We start from the raw sequence: 17,627 nt of genomic DNA on the forward strand, positions 1-17,627 counted from the left end.
TGTCCTCGATCGATGCTGGTGTTCGGGTTAATGGCTAGTAGTGGTGCGGCGCTTCACGCTGGATGCCCTTCCCCATCTCCATCGGCGCATCGCGCAGCAGTTCCATGGAATGGCGCTGCTGTTGCTCGGGATCGTCGCGCGTGAGGGTCGGGAGGTTCTCGGCGGAGCCGTCGGCACGGGTAATGCGCTTCTGGTAGGCCGCGGCAGGCTTGAAGAACATGTGCGCGAACTTGGACCAGTAGACGGTCGCGAACAGGGTCGTGGTCGCCGCGAGGAAGAGCGCGAAGAACAGCCACCCGAGGGCGCCGGTGCCCTGGGTCAGCGACCACAGGATGGCGAAGGTCGACATCGCCAGCAGCGACACGATGAACAGATCGGCCCGGACCAGCTGGTACCAGCGACGGCCCTCGGAGTAGACGTCGACGCGAATGAAGAACCAGAACCAGTAGCCGCCGAAGGCCAGCGACAGGGCGCCCAGATGCCACAGGACCGGCCACACGCCCGCGGCGGGCTCGCTGGCGTAGCCAAAGATCAGGACCGCGGAGGAGACCACGAACAGGATAAAGCCCCACATGGTGAACAGATGGGACGCGCGTCGTTTCGGGTTCTTGAATTCACCGGAGGTCAGAACCTCTTTTCCCAGGGTCTGCATGGCCTGGGAGAATTTTTCGCCGCCGCTCACGCTGCGGGTCGCGTTCTTCTCGGCTTTCTTGGCGTTCTCGAAGAAGTACTGGGCACTCCTCTTGTGCATCATGTCGAGGATCGTGCCGGCGGCCACCAGAATGACCATGAGCACGACATACGCCTGCATTGCGGCTGGTGGGATAAACGCAGCCAGTTCGGCAAAGGGATTGCTAGTGATCACGGCGACAGGCCTCCTCAGAGTGTCCAATGGGCACACCGAGTCTGTGCCAACTCGATCTTGCGCTTCAAATCAAACTTGCTTCCCCGCGCATAAGCCCGATGAATGAGGTCATATGCTTATTTATGGAAACACTTATCTAGCGGCCCAGGCAGACGCCATCGCAAGCCGCCAGGCTGGCCCGGGGGCGGCACACCGCCCGCTGCCCGCAGCACGCGGGTCCGGGGCGCCAGCGATGGCACCGGAACGAACGCCCGGGCCGGGTGAGACAAAGGGAGAAGGCCGCTGATCGAGGCGCTCCCGGGGCAGGGCTGACGGCCCTGACGGGTGGACAGATCCGGATGTGCGGCTGCGGGGGCGGTCAAGAAACCCGAACCTTTATGGACTATCTTGTGCTACGTTCGGGGTCGACCAGCAGCGCGCCCGCCCCGTCAACCGGGTGGGCGCATGCGCCCCGAACACGACTTACGTGTGGCACAGACCACCCCATCCATGCAGTTCACATCCAGCGTCGGCAGGAGAGAAAGCCCCATGATCAAACCGCACGGTGCAGACACCCTGAAGCCCCTGTTCGTCTACGACCCCGATCAACACCACGCCCTGCTGCAGGAGGCCGAGACCCTGCCCTCCGTGGTCATCAGCTCCGGCGCCGCCGGCAACGCCGTCATGATGGGCGGCGGCTATTTCACGCCGCTGACCGGGTTCATGAATGTCGCCGACGCCATGAGCTGCGCGGAGAACATGCGAACCACCAGCGGCCTGTTTTTCCCGGTGCCCGTGGTCAACCTGCTGGAGGATGCGGACGCCATTCGCGGGGCCAAGCGGATTGCCCTGCGCGACCCGAACATGGAGGGGAACCCGGTCCTCGCCATCCAGGAGGTCGAGGCGATCGAGGAATTCACGCCCGAGCAGATGGCGACCATGACCGAAAAGGTCTACGGCACGACCGACATGGAACACCCCGGGGTCGCCGCCTTCAACAGCGTGGGCCGCGTCTGCGTATCGGGGCCCATCCAGGTGCTCCACTTCTCGTACTTCCAGGATGATTTCCCCGACACCTTCCGCACCGCCGTCGAGATCCGCAACGAGATCGCGGAACGCGGCTGGAACCGGGTGGTCGCGTTTCAGACCCGCAACCCGATGCACCGCGCCCACGAAGAGCTGTGCCGCATGGCCATGGAGCAACTGGATGCGGACGGCGTGGTGATCCACATGCTGCTGGGCAAGCTCAAGCCCGGCGACATCCCGGCCCCGGTGCGCGACGCCGCCATTCGCAAGATGGCCGAGCTCTACTTCCCGCCGAACACGGTGATGATCACCGGATACGGCTTCGACATGCTCTATGCCGGTCCGCGCGAGGCCGTGCTCCATGCGCTGTTCCGCCAGAACATGGGCGCGACCCACTTCATCATCGGGCGTGATCACGCCGGGGTGGGGGACTACTACGGGCCGTTCGATGCCCAGACGATCTTCGACACCGAGGTACCCGCGGGCGCGCTGGAGATCGAGATCTTCCGGGCCGACCACACGGCCTACTCGAAGAAGCTAGACCGGGTGGTGATGATGTGCGATGCACCCGACCACACGAAGGAGGATTTCGTGCTCCTGTCCGGCACCAAGGTTCGCGAGATGCTGGGCCGAGGCGAGGCACCGCCGGTCGAGTTCTCCCGCCCGGAAGTGGCCAAGATCCTGATGGAGTACTACCAGGGGCTGAACCGGTAGCAGAAACGCGGTTGAGGCATCCGGCGACCCGCACACTCGCGCGGGCGGCCGGATGTCGGCTCCGGCTAATAGGTCTTGGACAGGGTCGCCTGGATCTGCGCGAAGGTCCGCGCGACATCGAAGGTCTGCACCTGAATCCCCAGCTGACGCCCGATCTGGGTCGCCGAGAATATCCCCCGGATGCGAGTCTCACCCGTCTGGGGATCCCGCTGACCAACCAGCGCATGCTGGCGCCCCCAGTCCTTCAGCGTCGCGACGATATCCGCCACGTCCGCCTGCATCACGCGCTGCATGTCCAGCAGGTCCACGTCATCCAGCGGCACCATCAGGTCACGCACCCGAAGGTCGTCGTACCGCATGCCGCGCTCGTTCACCATCTGGACCGGGCGCTCCCCCTGAGTGTCGCGGGCCGTGATCAGACCCAGCACGCGCTCCGAGTCCACTACGATCAGCAGCCGGACACCCCGGGCGATCATCTGCTCGGTCGCCTGGTTGAGCGTCGCCTCGGGACCGATCGTCGCAACCGGCACCCGGCGGAAATCGGTCATTACGCACAGCGCCGAGGAAGCCAGGGTGACCTGGGGGTCTTCCTCCGACACCTGCTGGAGCCCGATTCCGGGGGCCGCCTTTTGCGACGGAAGGGGCTTGTGCGGGAATTCTGCGGTCATCGCGTTTCTCCATCCACGGTGGAATCCAGAGGGACACGAATGACGCGCCCTCTCCTAGACGATGCCCTGAGACGAAGGCGCTGACAAGCGGGTCGATCATCCCGCGCCGAAACGCCACCCCGCTGCCGAATGCGGGCCGTATGACCGAGTCGGATCAGGCCGCGCTCTCCTCGGGTGTCGCCCGGATCGCAAAGTCCATGGTTTCGAGATCGCCCAGCGCCCAGGTCGCCCGCGGCGCCCCAAGCCCGGCCACGGTGCCCGGATTCACGAGCCAGGTGGCGCCATCCTTCACGTGCGGCTGCTGGCGGATCTCGGTCTCGTGGCTGTGGCCGCAGCAGACGAGGTCATAGTCCCCGGTGCAGGCCATCGCATGGGCGTAATGGGGGTAGTGCGTGACGAAGATGCGCCGGCCACCGAGGGTGATGGTGGCGTCCAGCCCGTAGTAGTGCAGGAGGCCATCGGACTGGTGCGCGATGCGCGAGATCGCGACCGGGTCCCCCAGGTTGTTGCCGTGCACCGCGTGGATCGGCACACCCAGCTTCAGTGACGCCCGCAGCGTGTTGCCGCCGATCACGTCACCACAGTGGATGACCGCCTCGGCGCCCTCGGCAATGCCGGCCTCGATCGCGCGGGCCAACATCGGGCCACGGTCGTGACTGTCGGAAACAATGCATACCTTCATGGGTTGGCAGGCCTCTGTTGTGAAATTCCGGTGCCGGAACGATAACACTGCCGCGCCCCGCCCTGCGTCCGGGCCCGATTCGGGGCATCCGAACGGGCGCGAAGAATCCATCTTTGACTCCCTTGTGGTGGATACCCCGGAACTGCATAGTGGGGGTAACCCCGATCGAAGTAAGGGGTATTGCAGTATATCGCGATTGTCTAACTTACAAGGCGTTGACGATTTATGGCACAGACCCCGTCGCAGGAAATCAAGAACACCACCTGTTACATGTGCGCCTGCCGCTGCGGCATCCGGGTGCACCTGCGCGACGGGGAGGTGCGCTACATCGATGGCAACCCGGAGCACCCGATCAACGAAGGCGTGATCTGCGCCAAGGGCGCCTCCGGGATCATGAAACAGCACTCGCCCGCGCGGCTGACCCAGCCCCTGCGGCGCAAGGCCGGCGCCGAGCGCGGGGATGGCGAGTTCGAGCCGATCTCCTGGGAAGAGACCTTCGAGATCCTCGCCGAACGCCTCGGGCACATCCGCGAGACCGACCCGAAACGCTTTGCCCTGTTTACCGGGCGCGACCAGATGCAGGCCCTGACCGGGCTGTTCGCCAAGCAGTTCGGCACCCCCAACTACGCGGCCCACGGCGGCTTCTGCTCGGTGAACATGGCCGCCGGCATGATCTACACCATCGGCGGCTCGTTCTGGGAGTTTGGCGGCCCCGACCTGGAACGCTCGAAGCTGTTCGTGATGATCGGCACCGCGGAGGACCACCACTCCAACCCGCTGAAGGTGGCGATCTCCAAGTTCAAGCGCCAGGGCGGGCGCTTCATCTCCATCAACCCGGTGCGCACCGGCTACTCGGCCATCGCCGACGAATGGGTGCCGATCCGCCCCGGGACCGACGGTGCCCTGCTGCTGGCACTGATCCACGAGATCATCAACAAGGGCCTGTACGACCGCGACTTCCTGGTCCGCTACAGCAATGCCGGCCAGCTGGTGAACATGAACGAGGAGCAAGACGACTTCGGCATGTTCCTGCGCACCGAGGATCCGCCCGAGGAGGGCTGCTACGACGCGCAGAACCAACTGTGGTGGGACCGCAAGACCGGACGCGCGGTGCCGACCCACACGCCGGATGCCGATCCCTTCCTGCTCGGCGAGTTCACCCTGGATGACGGCACCCCGGCCAAGCCCGCCTTCCAGCTGCTGCAGGACCGGGTCGCCGAATACACGCCGGAATGGGCCGCCCGGATCACCGGGATCGATGCCGAGGACATTCGCCGGCTGGCCCACGAAATGGGCGTTACCGCGCGCGACCAGCGCATCGAACTCCCCATTGCCTGGACCGACTCCTGGGACGTGGAACACGAATCCGTCACCGGGAACCCGGTGTCGTTCCATGCGATGCGCGGACTGGCCGCGCACTCCAACGGCTTCCACACCATCCGTTCGCTGTCGATTCTGATGTCGCTGCTGGGCACCATCGACCGCCCCGGCGGCTTCCGCCACAAGGCGCCGTTCCCGCGTCCGATTCCACCCTGCGCCCGCACGCCCAAGGGGCCGGAGGGCGTGCAGCCGGGCAAGCCGCTGGACGGCATGGTGCTCGGCTGGCCCGCGGACCCGGACGACCTGTTCGTGGACGACAAGGGCGAGCCGGTACGCCTCGACAAGGCCTTCTCCTGGGAATACCCGCTGGCCGTGCACGGCATGATGCACAACGCCATCACCAACGCCTGGCGCGGGGACCCCTACCCGATCGACACCTTGCTGATCTTCATGGCCAACATGGCGTGGAACTCGACCATGAACACGGAAGAGGTCCGCAAGATGCTGAACGACAAGGATGACAACGGGGACTACAAGATCCCGTTCCTGGTCGTCGCGGACGCGTTCCAGTCCGAGATGACCGCGTTCGCGGATCTGATCCTTCCGGATACCACCTATCTGGAACGCCACGACGTGATGTCCATGCTGGACCGCCCGATCTCCGAGTTCGACGGCCCGGTGGACTCGGTGCGCATCCCGGTGGTGCCGCCCAAGGGCGAGTGCAAGCCGTTCCAGGAAGTCCTGATCGAGCTCGGCTCGCGCCTGAAACTGCCGGCGTTCGTGAACGAGAACGGGGAGCGCAAATTCCGCGACTACCCCGACTTCGTCGTCAACTACGAGACCGAACCGGGCTCCGGTATCGGCTTCCTGGCCGGCTGGCGCGGCAAGGGCGGGGAGAAATCCCTGCGCGGCGAACCCAACCCCAACCAGTGGGAGATGTACGCCCAGAACAACTGCGTATTCCAGTACGAGCTGCCGCGCAGCTACCAGTACATGCGCAACTGGAACAAGGGTTATCTCGAGTGGTCGCAGCGCAACCGCATCACGCGCTTTGGCGAGCCGATCCTGATCCACCTCTATTCCGAGGTGCTGATGAAGTTCCGCGCCGCCGCCCAGGGCAAGGGCCCATCGCGCAAGGCCCCGGCGCATCTGGCCAAACGCGTGGAGACCTTCTTCGACCCGCTGCCGTTCTACTACGACCCACTGGAATACCAGACCACCAACAAGCACACCTATCCGTTGGCCGCGATCACCCAGCGTCCCATGGCGATGTACCACTCCTGGGACTCCCAGAACGCCTGGCTGCGACAGATCCACGCGCACAACCTGCTCTACGTGAATTCGCGCACCGCGCGGGCCGCCGGGATCAACGACGAGGACTGGATCTGGGTGGAAAGCCAGTGGGGCCGGGTACGCTGCATGGCCAAGTACTCCGAGGCGGTCGAACCCGGAACGGTCTGGACCTGGAACGCGATCGGCAAGGCCGCGGGGGCCTGGAACCTGACACCCGAGGCCAACGAGTCGCGCAAGGGTTTCCTGCTGAATCACCTGATCTCCGAGGAGCTCCCGGGCGATGAAGGCCCGATCTCCAACTCCGACCCCGTCACCGGGCAAGCCGCCTGGTACGACGTGCGCGTGCGCATCTACAAGGCCGAAGAAGGGGCGCCGCAGGAGACATCGCCCCAGTTCAAGGCCCTGCACCCCTACCCCGGCCAGTCCAAGCGGGCCCGTGTGGTGAACTTCTTTGCGGGAATAGGAGGTAAGAAATGACCCAACTCGCCCTTGTCATCGATCTCAACGTCTGCGTGGGCTGCCACGCCTGCGTCACCAGCTGCAAGGAATGGAACACCTCGGGCGATGCCGGCCCGCTGGTCGACCAGAACCCCTACGACGCGGACCCCACCGGTACCTTCTTCAACCGCGTGCAGAGTTTCGAGGTCGGTGAATACCCGAATACCGAGACGGTCCACTTTCCCAAGTCCTGCCTGCACTGCGAAGAGCCTCCCTGTGTGCCGGTCTGCCCGACCGGGGCGTCCTACAAGCGCGAGTCGGACGGCATCGTGCTGGTCGACTACGACAAGTGCATCGGCTGCAAGTACTGCTCCTGGGCCTGCCCCTACGGGGTGCGCGAGGTAGACACCGAAAGCAAGGTGATGACCAAGTGCACCCTGTGCGTGGACCGCATCTACAACGAGGAGCTGCCGGAGTGGGATCGCAAGCCGGCCTGCGTACGGGCCTGCCCGACCAACGCACGACTCTACGGGGACATTCATGATCCCGAATCGGTCGTCTCGAAGGCGATCCGCGAAGCAGGCGGCTATCAGCTGATGCCGGAATGGGGCACCAAACCGGCCAATCACTACCTGCCACGACGCAAGACTCAGCTGACCATCCGCGAGGACGAGGTGGAGCGCGCCGACAACCCGCTGAAGATCGACAGTCAGCTGCCGAAGCCCGGGCAGGAAGAACCCTCGCTCGACGACGTCACCAGCTGGTAAACAGGGACGAAGACACTATGCATCCAGCCTTCTCGGTTATCTTTCTCACCACCCTGATCGGCGCCGGCCAGGGCCTGTTTCTCGGTCTGTTCGGTGCCGAGTCTCTCAGTCTTCTGGGCGTGCTGCCGCCGCCCGGTTCGGACTTCCTGGCGCTGGGCTCCGCACTCGCCCTGGTCTTCCTGGTCCTCGGGCTGGTCGCCTCGTTCTTCCACCTGGGGCGCCCGGAACGCGCCTGGCGCACCGCCACCAAGTGGCGCACCTCGTGGCTGTCGCGCGAGGTGATCGTGCTCCCGGCGTTCATGGGCGTGGTCTTCCTGTACGGCGCGGCCCACGCGTTCGGGTTCAACCCGCCTCTGGGCACGCTGGCCGGGGACGTCCCCATCCTGCCAACCGTCGTGCTCGGTGCCATCGGCGCGCTGCTGGCGATCGTTCTGTATGTCACGACCGCGATGATCTACGCCTGCATCAAGTTCCTGCAGGAATGGCACTCCCCGCTGACCGTGGTGAACTACACCGTGCTGGGCGCTGCCAACGGCTTCACGTTGGCGGCTGCCTATGCGGCCTGGGCCGGTGTCCCGCTGGTCGCCTTCCTGGCGACGGTGGCGATCGTGCTGACGCTGCTGGGCCTGGCCACCCGCATCGCATCGCTGGTGCGCAACGCCCGTATCAAGTCGAAATCCACGGTGCAGACCGCGATCGGCGTGAAACACCCGAAGATCCAGCAGAAGTCCCAGGGCTTCATGGGCGGTTCGTTCAACACCCGGGAGTTCTTTCACCACATGTCCGCGACGTTCCTGCGCGGGATGAAGTGGATCTTCCTGCTGGGGGCGTTCGCGATCCCGGCGCTCCTGCTCCTGATCGCCCTGGTCACCCGGGTCGACCCGGTCAATGTGCTGATCGCCGCGTTTGTCATCCAGTACCTGGGCCTGGTGGCCGAGCGCTGGTTCTTCTTCGCCCAGGCCAACCACCCGCAGAATATCTACTACCAGTCGGTCGCCTGACCCCGGTTGGGGGGCGGCCTGGCCGCCCCTCGTTCACCCCCACTACGGGCCCTGTTTCAAACAGACCGCTCAGGTGGCAGGCCAGCCCTCCGTCGCGATGCCTTCCCCCAGATCGACCTCTACCAGGCGGCGACGCACCTCCAGCAGCTTCTCGACCAGGGCCGGTTCGACGCGCTCGTAGGCCTCCGCGTCCGGCACCCGGTTGACCACCACCCCCAGCAGTTCGGTGATCGCGTTGCCGATCGAGTTCTGGCTGATCGTCACGATCAGACGGCCCTCGTCATTGCGGTAGATCAGCTGCTTGAAGGCCGGCTGCCAGCGAATGGCATGGGCGTACTTGGCATCGGTAAAGCAGCGGTCGCGCACCTTCTTGGCAGTCTTCAGGAAGTCGTTGTTGAACAGCAGGACCTCCTCCACCGCATCGGGAAAGTGCACGCCCTCGGGCATCGGGGCATTGCGGGTGGAGACCTGGGAGAAGAAGGTGCGATAGAAGTCCAGGAAGCCCTGCAGGATGGCGTCGTATTCGCGCCAGAAGCGGATGTCCTTCAGCGCCTCGACCCCGCCCTGGATCTCCCAGCTCGGCAGGCCGTGCGGGTAGCCGGTCAACCCGAGGCGCGCCTCGTGATCGGACGCCGGGCGCAGGATCTGCAGGTCCAGGGCCCGGGTAAAGAACGCCCGGTAGACCTCGCGCATATAGGCCTGAAACAGGCTGTGCTGCCCGCCATCAGTCAGATTGGGATTGCCCGGATCCGCCAGCGGCGCATCGGCCAGCGACGCCATCGGGAAGACGATGAAATGGTTGTGCAGCATGCGGATGCTGGGCACCCCCGGCGCGGTCAGCGGCCAGGTCGCGTCCAGGCTGGCCTCGCCCGCCAGCACCAGGGCCTCGGCCGGGTCCGGGTACTGCTCCAGCATGTACTCGATGATCACCCCGTTCATCCGGTTCCAGACATGCCGCACCGGCTCCGGCACCTGGGTGCGCCGCACCGGGCGGCCCATCGGGTCGAGGATGGTCTGCGAGGTGTTGTAGATGATGGAACAGTCGAACTCGTTGCTGTGCCCCAGCGCCTTGCGATAGAGCAGCAGGTTTTCCGGATTCACCAGCAGCCCGTTGTTGTGGACCAGGTCCGCCAGGTTTTCGGTGCTGTTGAAGAATTCGTTGGGTTTCATGCCCTCCGGGATGTCCAGGGGGATGGGCCGAAACGGCGTGGTGATCTCGCGGGGGCCGGCTTGCATGACGGTCAGTGACTCCTTGCAGAGGGGCGATGCCAGGGCGGCGCGGGCGGACTTGTACCTACAACCACAATGCCTGTACTGTAACTTGCGCGGCTCGGGAGTGTCTGCCGCGACCATAGCACAACCACCCACTCCTCAGAGGAGCGAGAGCATGCGACTGATTCTGTTGGGGGCGCCCGGCGCCGGCAAGGGCACGCAAGCCCAGTACATCTGCGAGAAGTACAACATCCCGCAGATCTCTACCGGCGACATGCTGCGCGCGGCGGTGAACGCAGGCACCCCACTGGGCATGAAGGCCAAGGAGGTCATGGATGCAGGCGGCCTGGTCTCCGACGACATCATCCTGGGTCTGGTGAAGGAACGCGTGGAGCAGCCCGATTGCTGCGACACCGGCTTCCTGTTCGACGGCTTTCCGCGCACCATCCCGCAGGCCGAGGCCCTGAAGGAACAGAACGTGCCGCTCGACTTTGTCGTGGAGGTGGATGTCCCGGACGAAGAGGTGATCCGGCGCATGAGCGGGCGGCGGGTGCACCCGGGCTCCGGTCGCACCTACCACGTCGAGTTCAACCCGCCGAAGGTCGAGGGCAAGGACGACGTCACCGGCGAGGACCTGATCCAGCGCGAGGACGACAACGAAGAGACGGTGCGCAAGCGCCTGGAGGCCTATCACAGCCAGACCCAGCCGCTGGTCGAGTTCTACTCGAAGTGGGCGGACAGCGATGACCCGTCGGCGCCGCAGTACGTCCACATCAAGGGGACGGGGTCGGTGGAAGACATCCGCGACCAGATCTTCAAGGCTCTGGGCTGACGATCTCGCGGAAGGCCCGGAAAGTGCCTCCCACGAGGTAAAAAGGCCCGCCCGGAGCACCGGGCGGGCCTTTTCGATTCGGGGACCAGCCAACCGGCCAGCCCCCTTTGCTGCCGAGCGGGCCGCGACTAGCGCCCCAGGACTTTGGTCACCTTGTTCTGCCGCAGCCGGTAGGCATCCGGCATACCGGAACCCAGCAGGGGCCGCAGGTACATGCGGAAGGCATCGGTCACATCGGTGCCCGAGGCATCGATGAACTCGTCCGGCATCACCTTGGTCTTGCCGGCGACCGCCTCCAGCGGCACATACTCGTAGTCCACCGAGTAAAAGCCGGTGCGCTTGATCGCCACCGAACCGTCGCGACCTTCCCACATCGCGAACTGCACGGCCTTCTCGCCCACCTCGCGGGCCTCGCGCTGATCGACATCCGACACGCAGCCAATGAAGGCCCGCTGCAGATAGCCGAAGGTGTCGCCACGCACCCGCTTCACCCCCAGCTTGTCGCGGATCTCGCCACACAGCATGTCCGCCAGCGCCCCGGTACCGGAGAGCTGGACGTTACCGTGGGCATCCTTCTCGACATCCTTCGCCAGCTTGGTCGCGATGGGTTCATCGTTGGCATCGTGGATGCCTTCGCTCACAGCAATCACGCAGCGGCCGTGGCGATCCATGGTGGCCTTCACATCCTTCAGGAACTGGTCGACCTCGAACACCCGCTCCGGCACGTAGATCAGGTGCGGCCCGTCATCCGGGAATTTCTTGCCGAGCGCGGAGGCCGCGGTGAGAAAACCGGCATGACGCCCCATGACCACCGCCAGATAGATCCCCGGCAGGGCGTAGTTGTCGAGGTTGGCACCAATAAAGGCCTGCGCCACGAACCGTGCCGCCGACGGGAAACCCGGCGTGTGGTCGTTCTCCACCAGGTCGTTGTCGATCGTCTTCGGGATGTGCACGCAGCGCATCGGATAGTTGGCCTTGCGCGCCTCCTCGCTGACGATGCGGACCGTGTCGGAGGAGTCGTTGCCGCCGATATAGAAGAAGTAGGTGATCTCGTGGGCCTTCAGGACCTTGAAGATCTCCTTGCAGTAGTCAAGGTCCGGCTTGTCGCGCGTGGACCCCAGGGCGGACGAGGGCGTCTGCGCGACCATCTCCAGGTTGTGGGTGGTCTCCTGGGTCAGGTCCAGGAATTCCTCGTCGATGATCCCGCGGACCCCGTGGAAGGCCCCGTAGACCAGTTCGACGTCGGTGAATTTCCGGGCCTCGAGGACCGCACCCACCATGGATTGATTGATTACCGCCGTCGGGCCTCCACCCTGGGCGATCAGAACCTTGGCCATCTTCGTCCTCCTTTTGCGACTTGCGTGCGAACCATCGGTGAACCGGCCGCATAGCGACCGGGGCATCTCGATGCAACAAAGCCCGAAGATAGCAAATTCCGCACCCTGTGTACGGAATTGTTTAATTGTATTATCAGAAACTTATTTAATGGCGCACAGCCCGGCGGGCCTACCTGCATAAGCGTCAGTTGTGCCCCCTGGCAGGGGGCAAGGCAGAACTCAGTCGCGCAGGTGCTGATTGACGAAGTGCGTGACCCGAATCATCGCGTCGCGCGAGGCGAGGTCATCGGCGAAGGTGCGGTTATTGCCGTTGCGGAAGTCGAAGCCGCGACCCACACCGGGATATTCGATCCAGGTGACATCACCGCCGCGGCTCTCCAGTCCATCCGCGGCCATGCGCGCGGTACGGTGGCGCTGGTACTGCTCCTCGTCGCCGATCAGGATCATCATCGGGATCTCGAGCTGATTGACCTCGTTGGCGTAGCGGTACACCTGGTGCGGCTCGCCCAGATTCGGGTCCTGCAGGTGCGGGTAGTAGCCGGCCCAGCAGGCGACATCCTCGACCTGGCGCTCGAAGGTGACGGCGACCTTCAGGGTCTTGTAGCCGCCACGAGTGATGGAGACCAGGCAGGCACGGTCGCCCGCGATGTCGTCACGCGCCAGCAGGACATCCAGCCCGCTGTTCAGATCGCCTTCCAGCTCGTAGTCATGATCCAGCGGGTGGCTCTCCATGAAGCGGCCGGTGTACAGGTCCGGCGCCAGCACCACGAAGCCGCGGGCGGCCAGGCGCTTCACGTGCAGTTCGGCCAGGTCGTCCAGGCCGCGCCGGCCGTGGGTCCAGAGGATCGCCGGATAGGCCTCGCCATCGGCCGGTCTTGCCACCATCGCCGGGATGTCGATGCCGTCGCGCTGGTATTCGATGCGTTCAATGGTGACCTCGTGGTTCTCCAGATCGGAATACATCACGCCGTCTTCCCACCAGTCGTCATCCCACCACCAGTTGTCGGAACCGGTGGGTTCATCGGCCGCCAGCGGCGCTACGAACAGGCTGGCAGCCGCCAGGAACAGGAGAGGACGCAGTACAGAAACCATCGGGAACCTCGTGCGGATCAATGTGGACAGGGCCGTCACAGGGAGACGGGCCGCTCGCGGGCTTTCTTCCGAGGGTAGTGCAAATGGCGAGGCCCTGCCGGGGGGCGCAGCAGATCGCCCAGATCCGACAGACTCCTAGTCTCCGCCGGAAAACCCGAGCTGGCGCCAAGCCTCGTAGACGACCACGGCGACTGCGTTGGAGAGATTCAGGCTGCGGCTGCCGGGCTGCATGGGCAGGCGCAAGCGCTGCCCGGGAGGCAGGGCTTCGAGCACCGAGTGGGGAAGACCGCGGGTCTCGGGGCCAAACAACAGGGCATCGCCAGCGCGGAAGGCCGGCGCATCATAGCGGGCGTGGCCGCGCGTGGTGATGGCGAAGACCCGGTCGGGCCGCACCGATTCCCGCCACTGTTCGAGGCTGTCATACTCTTGCACCCGGGCCAGCTCGTGATAATCGAGCCCGGCGCGGCGCGCCCGCGCACTGTCCAGCTCGAAGCCGAGCGGATGGATCAGGTGCAGCGCAGCGCCGGTATTGGCTGCCAGACGAATGATGTTGCCGGTGTTCGGCGGGATCTCCGGTTGAAAGAGGACGATGTGAAGCATGAGTGATTCGCGCACCGATCCGCGGCTGGCCCTGGAGTTCTGCGGGCTGCATTTGAACACGCCGCTGGTGCTGCTGTCCGGCTGCGTCGGCTTCGGCGAGGAGTACACCCGCGTGGCCGGCTTCTCCAATCGCGACGCCGGTGCGATCTGCCTGAAGGGCACCACCGGCCAGGCCCGTCTGGGCAACGCGCCGCACCGGGTCTACGAGACCCCGGACGGCATGCTCAACGCCATCGGCCTGCAGAACCCGGGCGTGGACCACGTGGTGGACCACACCCTGCCGCAGCTGGACTTCGAGGAGACCCGCTTCTTTGCCAATGTCTCCGGCTCCACCATCGAGGAGTACATCGAGGTCACCCGCCGCTTCGACGACTCGCCCATCGACGCCATCGAGATCAACATCTCCTGCCCCAATGTAAAGGAAGGCGGCGTCGCCTTCGGCAACGACCCGGACATGTCCGCGCGCGTGGTCGAGGCCTGCCGCAAGGTCACCTCCAAGCCGCTGATCACCAAGCTTTCGCCCAACCAGACCGACATCGCCGAAAACGCCCGCCGCTGCATCGAGGCCGGCACCGATGCTTTTGCGGTGATCAACACGCTGATGGGCATGGCGGTGGACGTCGAGAACCGGCGCGCAGTGATTGGCAACAACCAGGGCGGACTCTCGGGGCCCGCGATCAAGCCGATCGCGCTGCTGAAGGTCCAGCAGGTCTATCAGGTGGCCGCGCCCCACAACGTGCCGATCATCGGACAGGGCGGCGTGATGAACGCCACCGACGCGCTGGAATTCCTGATCGCCGGGGCCAGCACCGTCGGCGTGGGCACCGGGCTGTTCTACGACCCGCTGTGCCTGCCCAGGATCCTCCACGGCATCAGCGACTACATGGACCGCCACGGCTACACCCACGTACGCGACCTGACCGGCACCCTGCAACTCAACGGCGCCGTCTCCGCCTGCGCCCCGCCCGCCCCGCAGGACCCCACCACCTGAAGACCTGTTTCACCACGAAGCACACGAAGGCACGAAGAACGGCCAGGTCAAAAGCGATAGAGCATTAACAGGAAGATGGGAAGGACGGAAGAATGCGGGAATGGTGCCCCGGGACTGATCAACCCGCCGGGCAGGCCCCAGGACACGGGCCAGCGGCCTTTACCCAAAAACCCTTCCCATCTTCCCTTCTTCCTGTGAACCGCTTTTGACCTGGCCGTTCTTCGTGCCTTCGTGGGCTTCGTGGTGAAATCAGCCTAGTCGTCGTCGAGGCCGAGTTCGTGGATCTTGCGGGTGAGGGTGTTGCGCCCCCAGCCGAGCAGGGCCGCCGCCTGCTGGCGGTGGCCGCCGGTGGCGTTCAGGGCCTCGCGGATCACCGTGCGCTCCAGTTGCGGCAGCACCGAACCCAGCAGGTCCTGGTCTCCACGCTGCCAGTGCTGGCGGGCCACCTGGGCCAGTTCGGCCGTCCAGTCCCGCGGGCCGGCGACCACGCCGGCCGGACCACCGTCCGGCTCGGCCCGGGTCTCGGCGGGCTGGTGCAGCTCGGCCGGGAGGTCGTCCAGGTGGACCTCGCGGCCCGACGCCATCACGGTCAGCCAGCGGCAGGTGTTCTCCAGCTGACGCACGTTGCCCGGCCAGGGCAGGCGCTGCAGCTCCGCCACCACCTCGGGGCGCATGGTCTTGGCTTCGACCCCCAGTTCCTGCGCCACCTCGGCCATGAAATGCTGCACCAGCAGCGGGATGTCCTCCGGGCGCTCGCGCAGGGACGGCACATGGATCCGGATCACGTTCAGACGGTGGAACAGATCCTCGCGGAACAGCCCCGCGCGCACGCGTTCCTCCAGATCCTGGTGGGTCGCGGCGATGATGCGCACGTCCACCCGGATCGGCGTATGGCCACCCACGCGGTAGAAGGTGCCATCGGACAGCACGCGCAGCAGCCGGGTCTGCAGGTCGAACGGCATGTCGCCGATCTCGTCGAGAAACAACGTGCCACCATCGGCCTGTTCGAAACGGCCCTTGCGGCTCTGGTTGGCGCCAGTAAACGCACCACGTTCGTGGCCGAAGAGTTCACTCTCCAGCAGATCCTTGGGGATGGCCGCGGTATTCAGGGCAATCAGCGGCTGATCGGCGCGCGGGCTGTGCTGGTGCAGGGCACGGGCGACCAGTTCCTTGCCGGTGCCCGACTCCCCGTTGATCAGCACGGTGATGTTGCTGCGCGACAGGCGGCCGATGGCGCGGAACATCTCCTGCATCGCCGGGGCCTCGCCGATGATCGGGGTTTCCTCGATCTCGGGGCCAGCGGTGCCGTTGTCCTGCCCGGCGCGCCGCGCCTCCAGTGCCCGCTGCACCAGAGCCACGGCCTCGTCCACATCGAACGGCTTGGGCAGGTACTCGAAGGCCCCGGTCTGGTAGGCGCCCACGGCGCTCTCCAGATCGGAGAAGGCCGTCATGATGATCACCGGCGGCGGATCGGGGCGCGTCTGCATGCGCGCGAGGAAGTCCAGGCCATTCAGGCCCGGCATGCGGATATCGGCGACGATGGTGTCCGGCACCGGGTCCCGGTCGAGCGCCGCCCAGGCGGCGTCCGCGGTCTCGAAGCCGCGCACCGCGATCGCGTGACGCTGGAGGGCACGCTCCAGCACCCAGCGAATCGAGTCGTCGTCGTCAATGATCCAGACAGTGGGCTCCATCACTTCCTGGCCTCCCGGGCCTTCGGGGGTTCAAGGGGCAGCAGGATGTCGAACGTGGTCGCCCCCGGGCGCGAATGGCATTCGATCAGACCGTCGTGCAGCTGGATCAGGCTCTGGGCAATGGGCAACCCGAGCCCGGTCCCGGCGGCGCGGCCGGTCACCATGGGGAAGAAGATGCGTTCGCGGATCTCCTCCGGGATACCGGGCCCGTTGTCGCGCACGCTCAGCTTGGCGACCAGGCGGTGGCGATGGCCGGAGATGGTGTACTGGCGCAGGATGCGCGAGCTCAGGGTGATCTCGCCCCCGTCCTCCAGCGCATGCACCGCGTTCTGCACCAGATTCAGGATCGCCTGCACCAGCATGTCGCGATCGGCCTGCACGTCCGGGATGCTGGGGTCATAGTCGCCGCGGATCTTCAGCCCCAGCGGCAGCTGCACACTGACCAGGCCCCGCACGTGCTCCAGCACCTCGTGCAGGTTGACGGGCTCGCGCCGCGGCAGGTTGTTCGGCCCCAGCATGCGATCGACCAGGCTGCGCAGCCGGTCGGCCTCGCGAATGATGATCTGGGTGTATTCCTTCAGGCCCGAGTCGTCCAGTTCGCTGGCAAGCAACTGCGCCGCCCCCCGCAGTCCGCCCAGCGGGTTCTTGATCTCGTGGGCCAGCCCCCGGGTCACCGCGCGGGTGATCGCCTGCTGCTTCTGTAACTGCTCCTCGCGGCTGATGCGCTCGTGGCGATCGATCGCATTCAGCTCGAACAGCAACTGCCCCGGCTTGTCGCCCTCGCCACGGAGCGGGGTGATGACCACGTCGGCGAGGAAACTTTCGGCCCGCAGCGGCTCCATCTGGCGCGCGCGCAGGGTGATCGGCTGATCCAGCGTCAGCGCCGAGCGCAGGCGGCTGGACAGATTCCGGTCCAGCTTGAGCCACTGGCCCAGACCATGCCCGACGATGCGTTCGCGACTGAGACCGAGCAGCACCTCGGCGGCGCTGTTCATGCTCAGCAGGCAAAGCTCGGCATCGGTCACCAGCACGGCCGTGGAGAGGTCGTCCCACCAGGGCGGGGTGGCCGGGCCGGAATTGGAAGCGGGCGTGGTCATCAAGAGGCCTCAAGCAGGAATC

At 65.4% G+C, this 17,627-nt stretch carries 15 protein-coding genes; 6 read left to right on the top strand and 9 right to left on the bottom strand.

The genetic code is table 11. The features are described from left to right. Nucleotides 1-34: 34 nt before the first annotated feature. Nucleotides 35-811, bottom strand: a complete 777-nt coding sequence (locus tag D107_RS0104955) for a hypothetical protein (RefSeq protein ID WP_018880907.1) — start codon at nt 809-811, stop codon at nt 35-37. A gap of 582 nt (nt 812-1,393) precedes the next feature. Between D107_RS0104955 and sat the strand changes: the two genes are divergently transcribed. Continuing rightward, complete coding sequence (gene sat / locus D107_RS0104960) at nt 1,394-2,584, top strand: sulfate adenylyltransferase (protein ID WP_018867724.1); 1,191 nt, start codon at nt 1,394-1,396, stop codon at nt 2,582-2,584. A 65-nt stretch (nt 2,585-2,649) separates the two neighbouring features. Here the strand turns inward: sat and D107_RS0104965 are convergent, their stop codons facing one another. Beyond that, nucleotides 2,650-3,252 (bottom strand): CBS domain-containing protein, encoded by a 603-nt coding sequence (locus D107_RS0104965; protein ID WP_018867723.1) that lies wholly within the window; start codon nt 3,250-3,252, stop codon nt 2,650-2,652. Nucleotides 3,253-3,406: 154 nt separating this feature from the next. Then, nucleotides 3,407-3,934 (bottom strand): metallophosphoesterase family protein, encoded by a 528-nt coding sequence (locus D107_RS0104970; protein WP_018867722.1) that lies wholly within the window; start codon nt 3,932-3,934, stop codon nt 3,407-3,409. Nucleotides 3,935-4,159: 225 nt separating this feature from the next. Here D107_RS0104970 and D107_RS0104975 point away from each other — a divergent pair, with 225 nt between their 5' ends. From D107_RS0104975 to D107_RS0104985, 3 genes are read left to right on the top strand one after another with little or no spacing between them, the layout of a single operon-like run. Continuing rightward, nucleotides 4,160-7,024 carry a molybdopterin oxidoreductase family protein gene (locus D107_RS0104975; RefSeq protein WP_018880908.1) on the top strand — a complete coding sequence of 955 codons (2,865 nt, stop codon included), beginning with the start codon at nt 4,160-4,162 and terminating at the stop codon, nt 7,022-7,024. After that, entirely contained in the window at nt 7,021-7,752 is a 732-nt protein-coding gene (locus D107_RS0104980) for a 4Fe-4S dicluster domain-containing protein (protein WP_018867720.1), read from the top strand. The genes D107_RS0104975 and D107_RS0104980 overlap by 4 nt, the downstream gene beginning before the upstream one ends. Nucleotides 7,753-7,769: 17 nt before the next feature. Beyond that, nucleotides 7,770-8,753 (top strand): DmsC/YnfH family molybdoenzyme membrane anchor subunit, encoded by a 984-nt coding sequence (locus D107_RS0104985; protein WP_018867719.1) that lies wholly within the window; start codon nt 7,770-7,772, stop codon nt 8,751-8,753. Nucleotides 8,754-8,822: 69 nt separating this feature from the next. Here the strand turns inward: D107_RS0104985 and D107_RS0104990 are convergent, their stop codons facing one another. After that, a complete protein-coding gene (locus D107_RS0104990; RefSeq protein ID WP_018875923.1) occupies nt 8,823-9,989 on the bottom strand; it encodes a hypothetical protein in 1,167 nt (388 codons plus the stop codon). A 151-nt stretch (nt 9,990-10,140) separates the two neighbouring features. Between D107_RS0104990 and adk the strand changes: the two genes are divergently transcribed. Then, on the top strand, nt 10,141-10,797 hold the full coding sequence (gene adk, locus D107_RS0104995) for an adenylate kinase (RefSeq protein WP_018877185.1): 657 nt from the start codon (nt 10,141-10,143) through the stop codon (nt 10,795-10,797). Between the two features lie 128 nt (nt 10,798-10,925). Here adk and D107_RS0105000 read toward each other — a convergent pair whose 3' ends face one another. The 3 genes from D107_RS0105000 to D107_RS0105010 form a co-directional block, all read right to left on the bottom strand. Next, nucleotides 10,926-12,134: a 6-phosphofructokinase gene (locus D107_RS0105000; protein ID WP_018867716.1), complete on the bottom strand. Its 1,209-nt coding sequence runs from the start codon at nt 12,132-12,134 to the stop codon at nt 10,926-10,928. Nucleotides 12,135-12,353: 219 nt separating this feature from the next. After that, nucleotides 12,354-13,226, bottom strand: coding sequence for a dienelactone hydrolase family protein (locus D107_RS0105005; RefSeq protein WP_018867715.1), 873 nt, complete (start codon nt 13,224-13,226; stop codon nt 12,354-12,356). Nucleotides 13,227-13,361: 135 nt separating this feature from the next. Then, nucleotides 13,362-13,826 (bottom strand): tRNA (cytidine(34)-2'-O)-methyltransferase, encoded by a 465-nt coding sequence (locus tag D107_RS0105010; protein WP_018867714.1) that lies wholly within the window; start codon nt 13,824-13,826, stop codon nt 13,362-13,364. Between D107_RS0105010 and D107_RS0105015 the strand changes: the two genes are divergently transcribed. After that, nucleotides 13,825-14,817 carry a dihydroorotate dehydrogenase gene (locus D107_RS0105015; RefSeq protein WP_018877183.1) on the top strand — a complete coding sequence of 331 codons (993 nt, stop codon included), beginning with the start codon at nt 13,825-13,827 and terminating at the stop codon, nt 14,815-14,817. The two genes, D107_RS0105010 and D107_RS0105015, sit on opposite strands and share 2 nt — an antisense overlap. 254 nt (nt 14,818-15,071) lie before the next feature. On the opposite strand, the gene ntrC is transcribed toward D107_RS0105015, so the two are convergent. Both ntrC and glnL read right to left on the bottom strand, forming a co-directional pair. Beyond that, nucleotides 15,072-16,508, bottom strand: a complete 1,437-nt coding sequence (gene ntrC / locus D107_RS0105020; RefSeq protein WP_018877182.1) for a nitrogen regulation protein NR(I) — start codon at nt 16,506-16,508, stop codon at nt 15,072-15,074. Then, on the bottom strand, nt 16,508-17,605 hold the full coding sequence (glnL, locus tag D107_RS0105025; protein WP_018875920.1) for a nitrogen regulation protein NR(II): 1,098 nt from the start codon (nt 17,603-17,605) through the stop codon (nt 16,508-16,510). The genes ntrC and glnL overlap by 1 nt, the downstream gene beginning before the upstream one ends. Nucleotides 17,606-17,627 lie beyond the last annotated feature (22 nt).

The sequence above is a fragment of the Thioalkalivibrio sp. ALE30 genome (assembly GCF_000377465.1).
Taxonomy (GTDB): Bacteria; Pseudomonadota; Gammaproteobacteria; order Ectothiorhodospirales; family Ectothiorhodospiraceae; genus Thioalkalivibrio.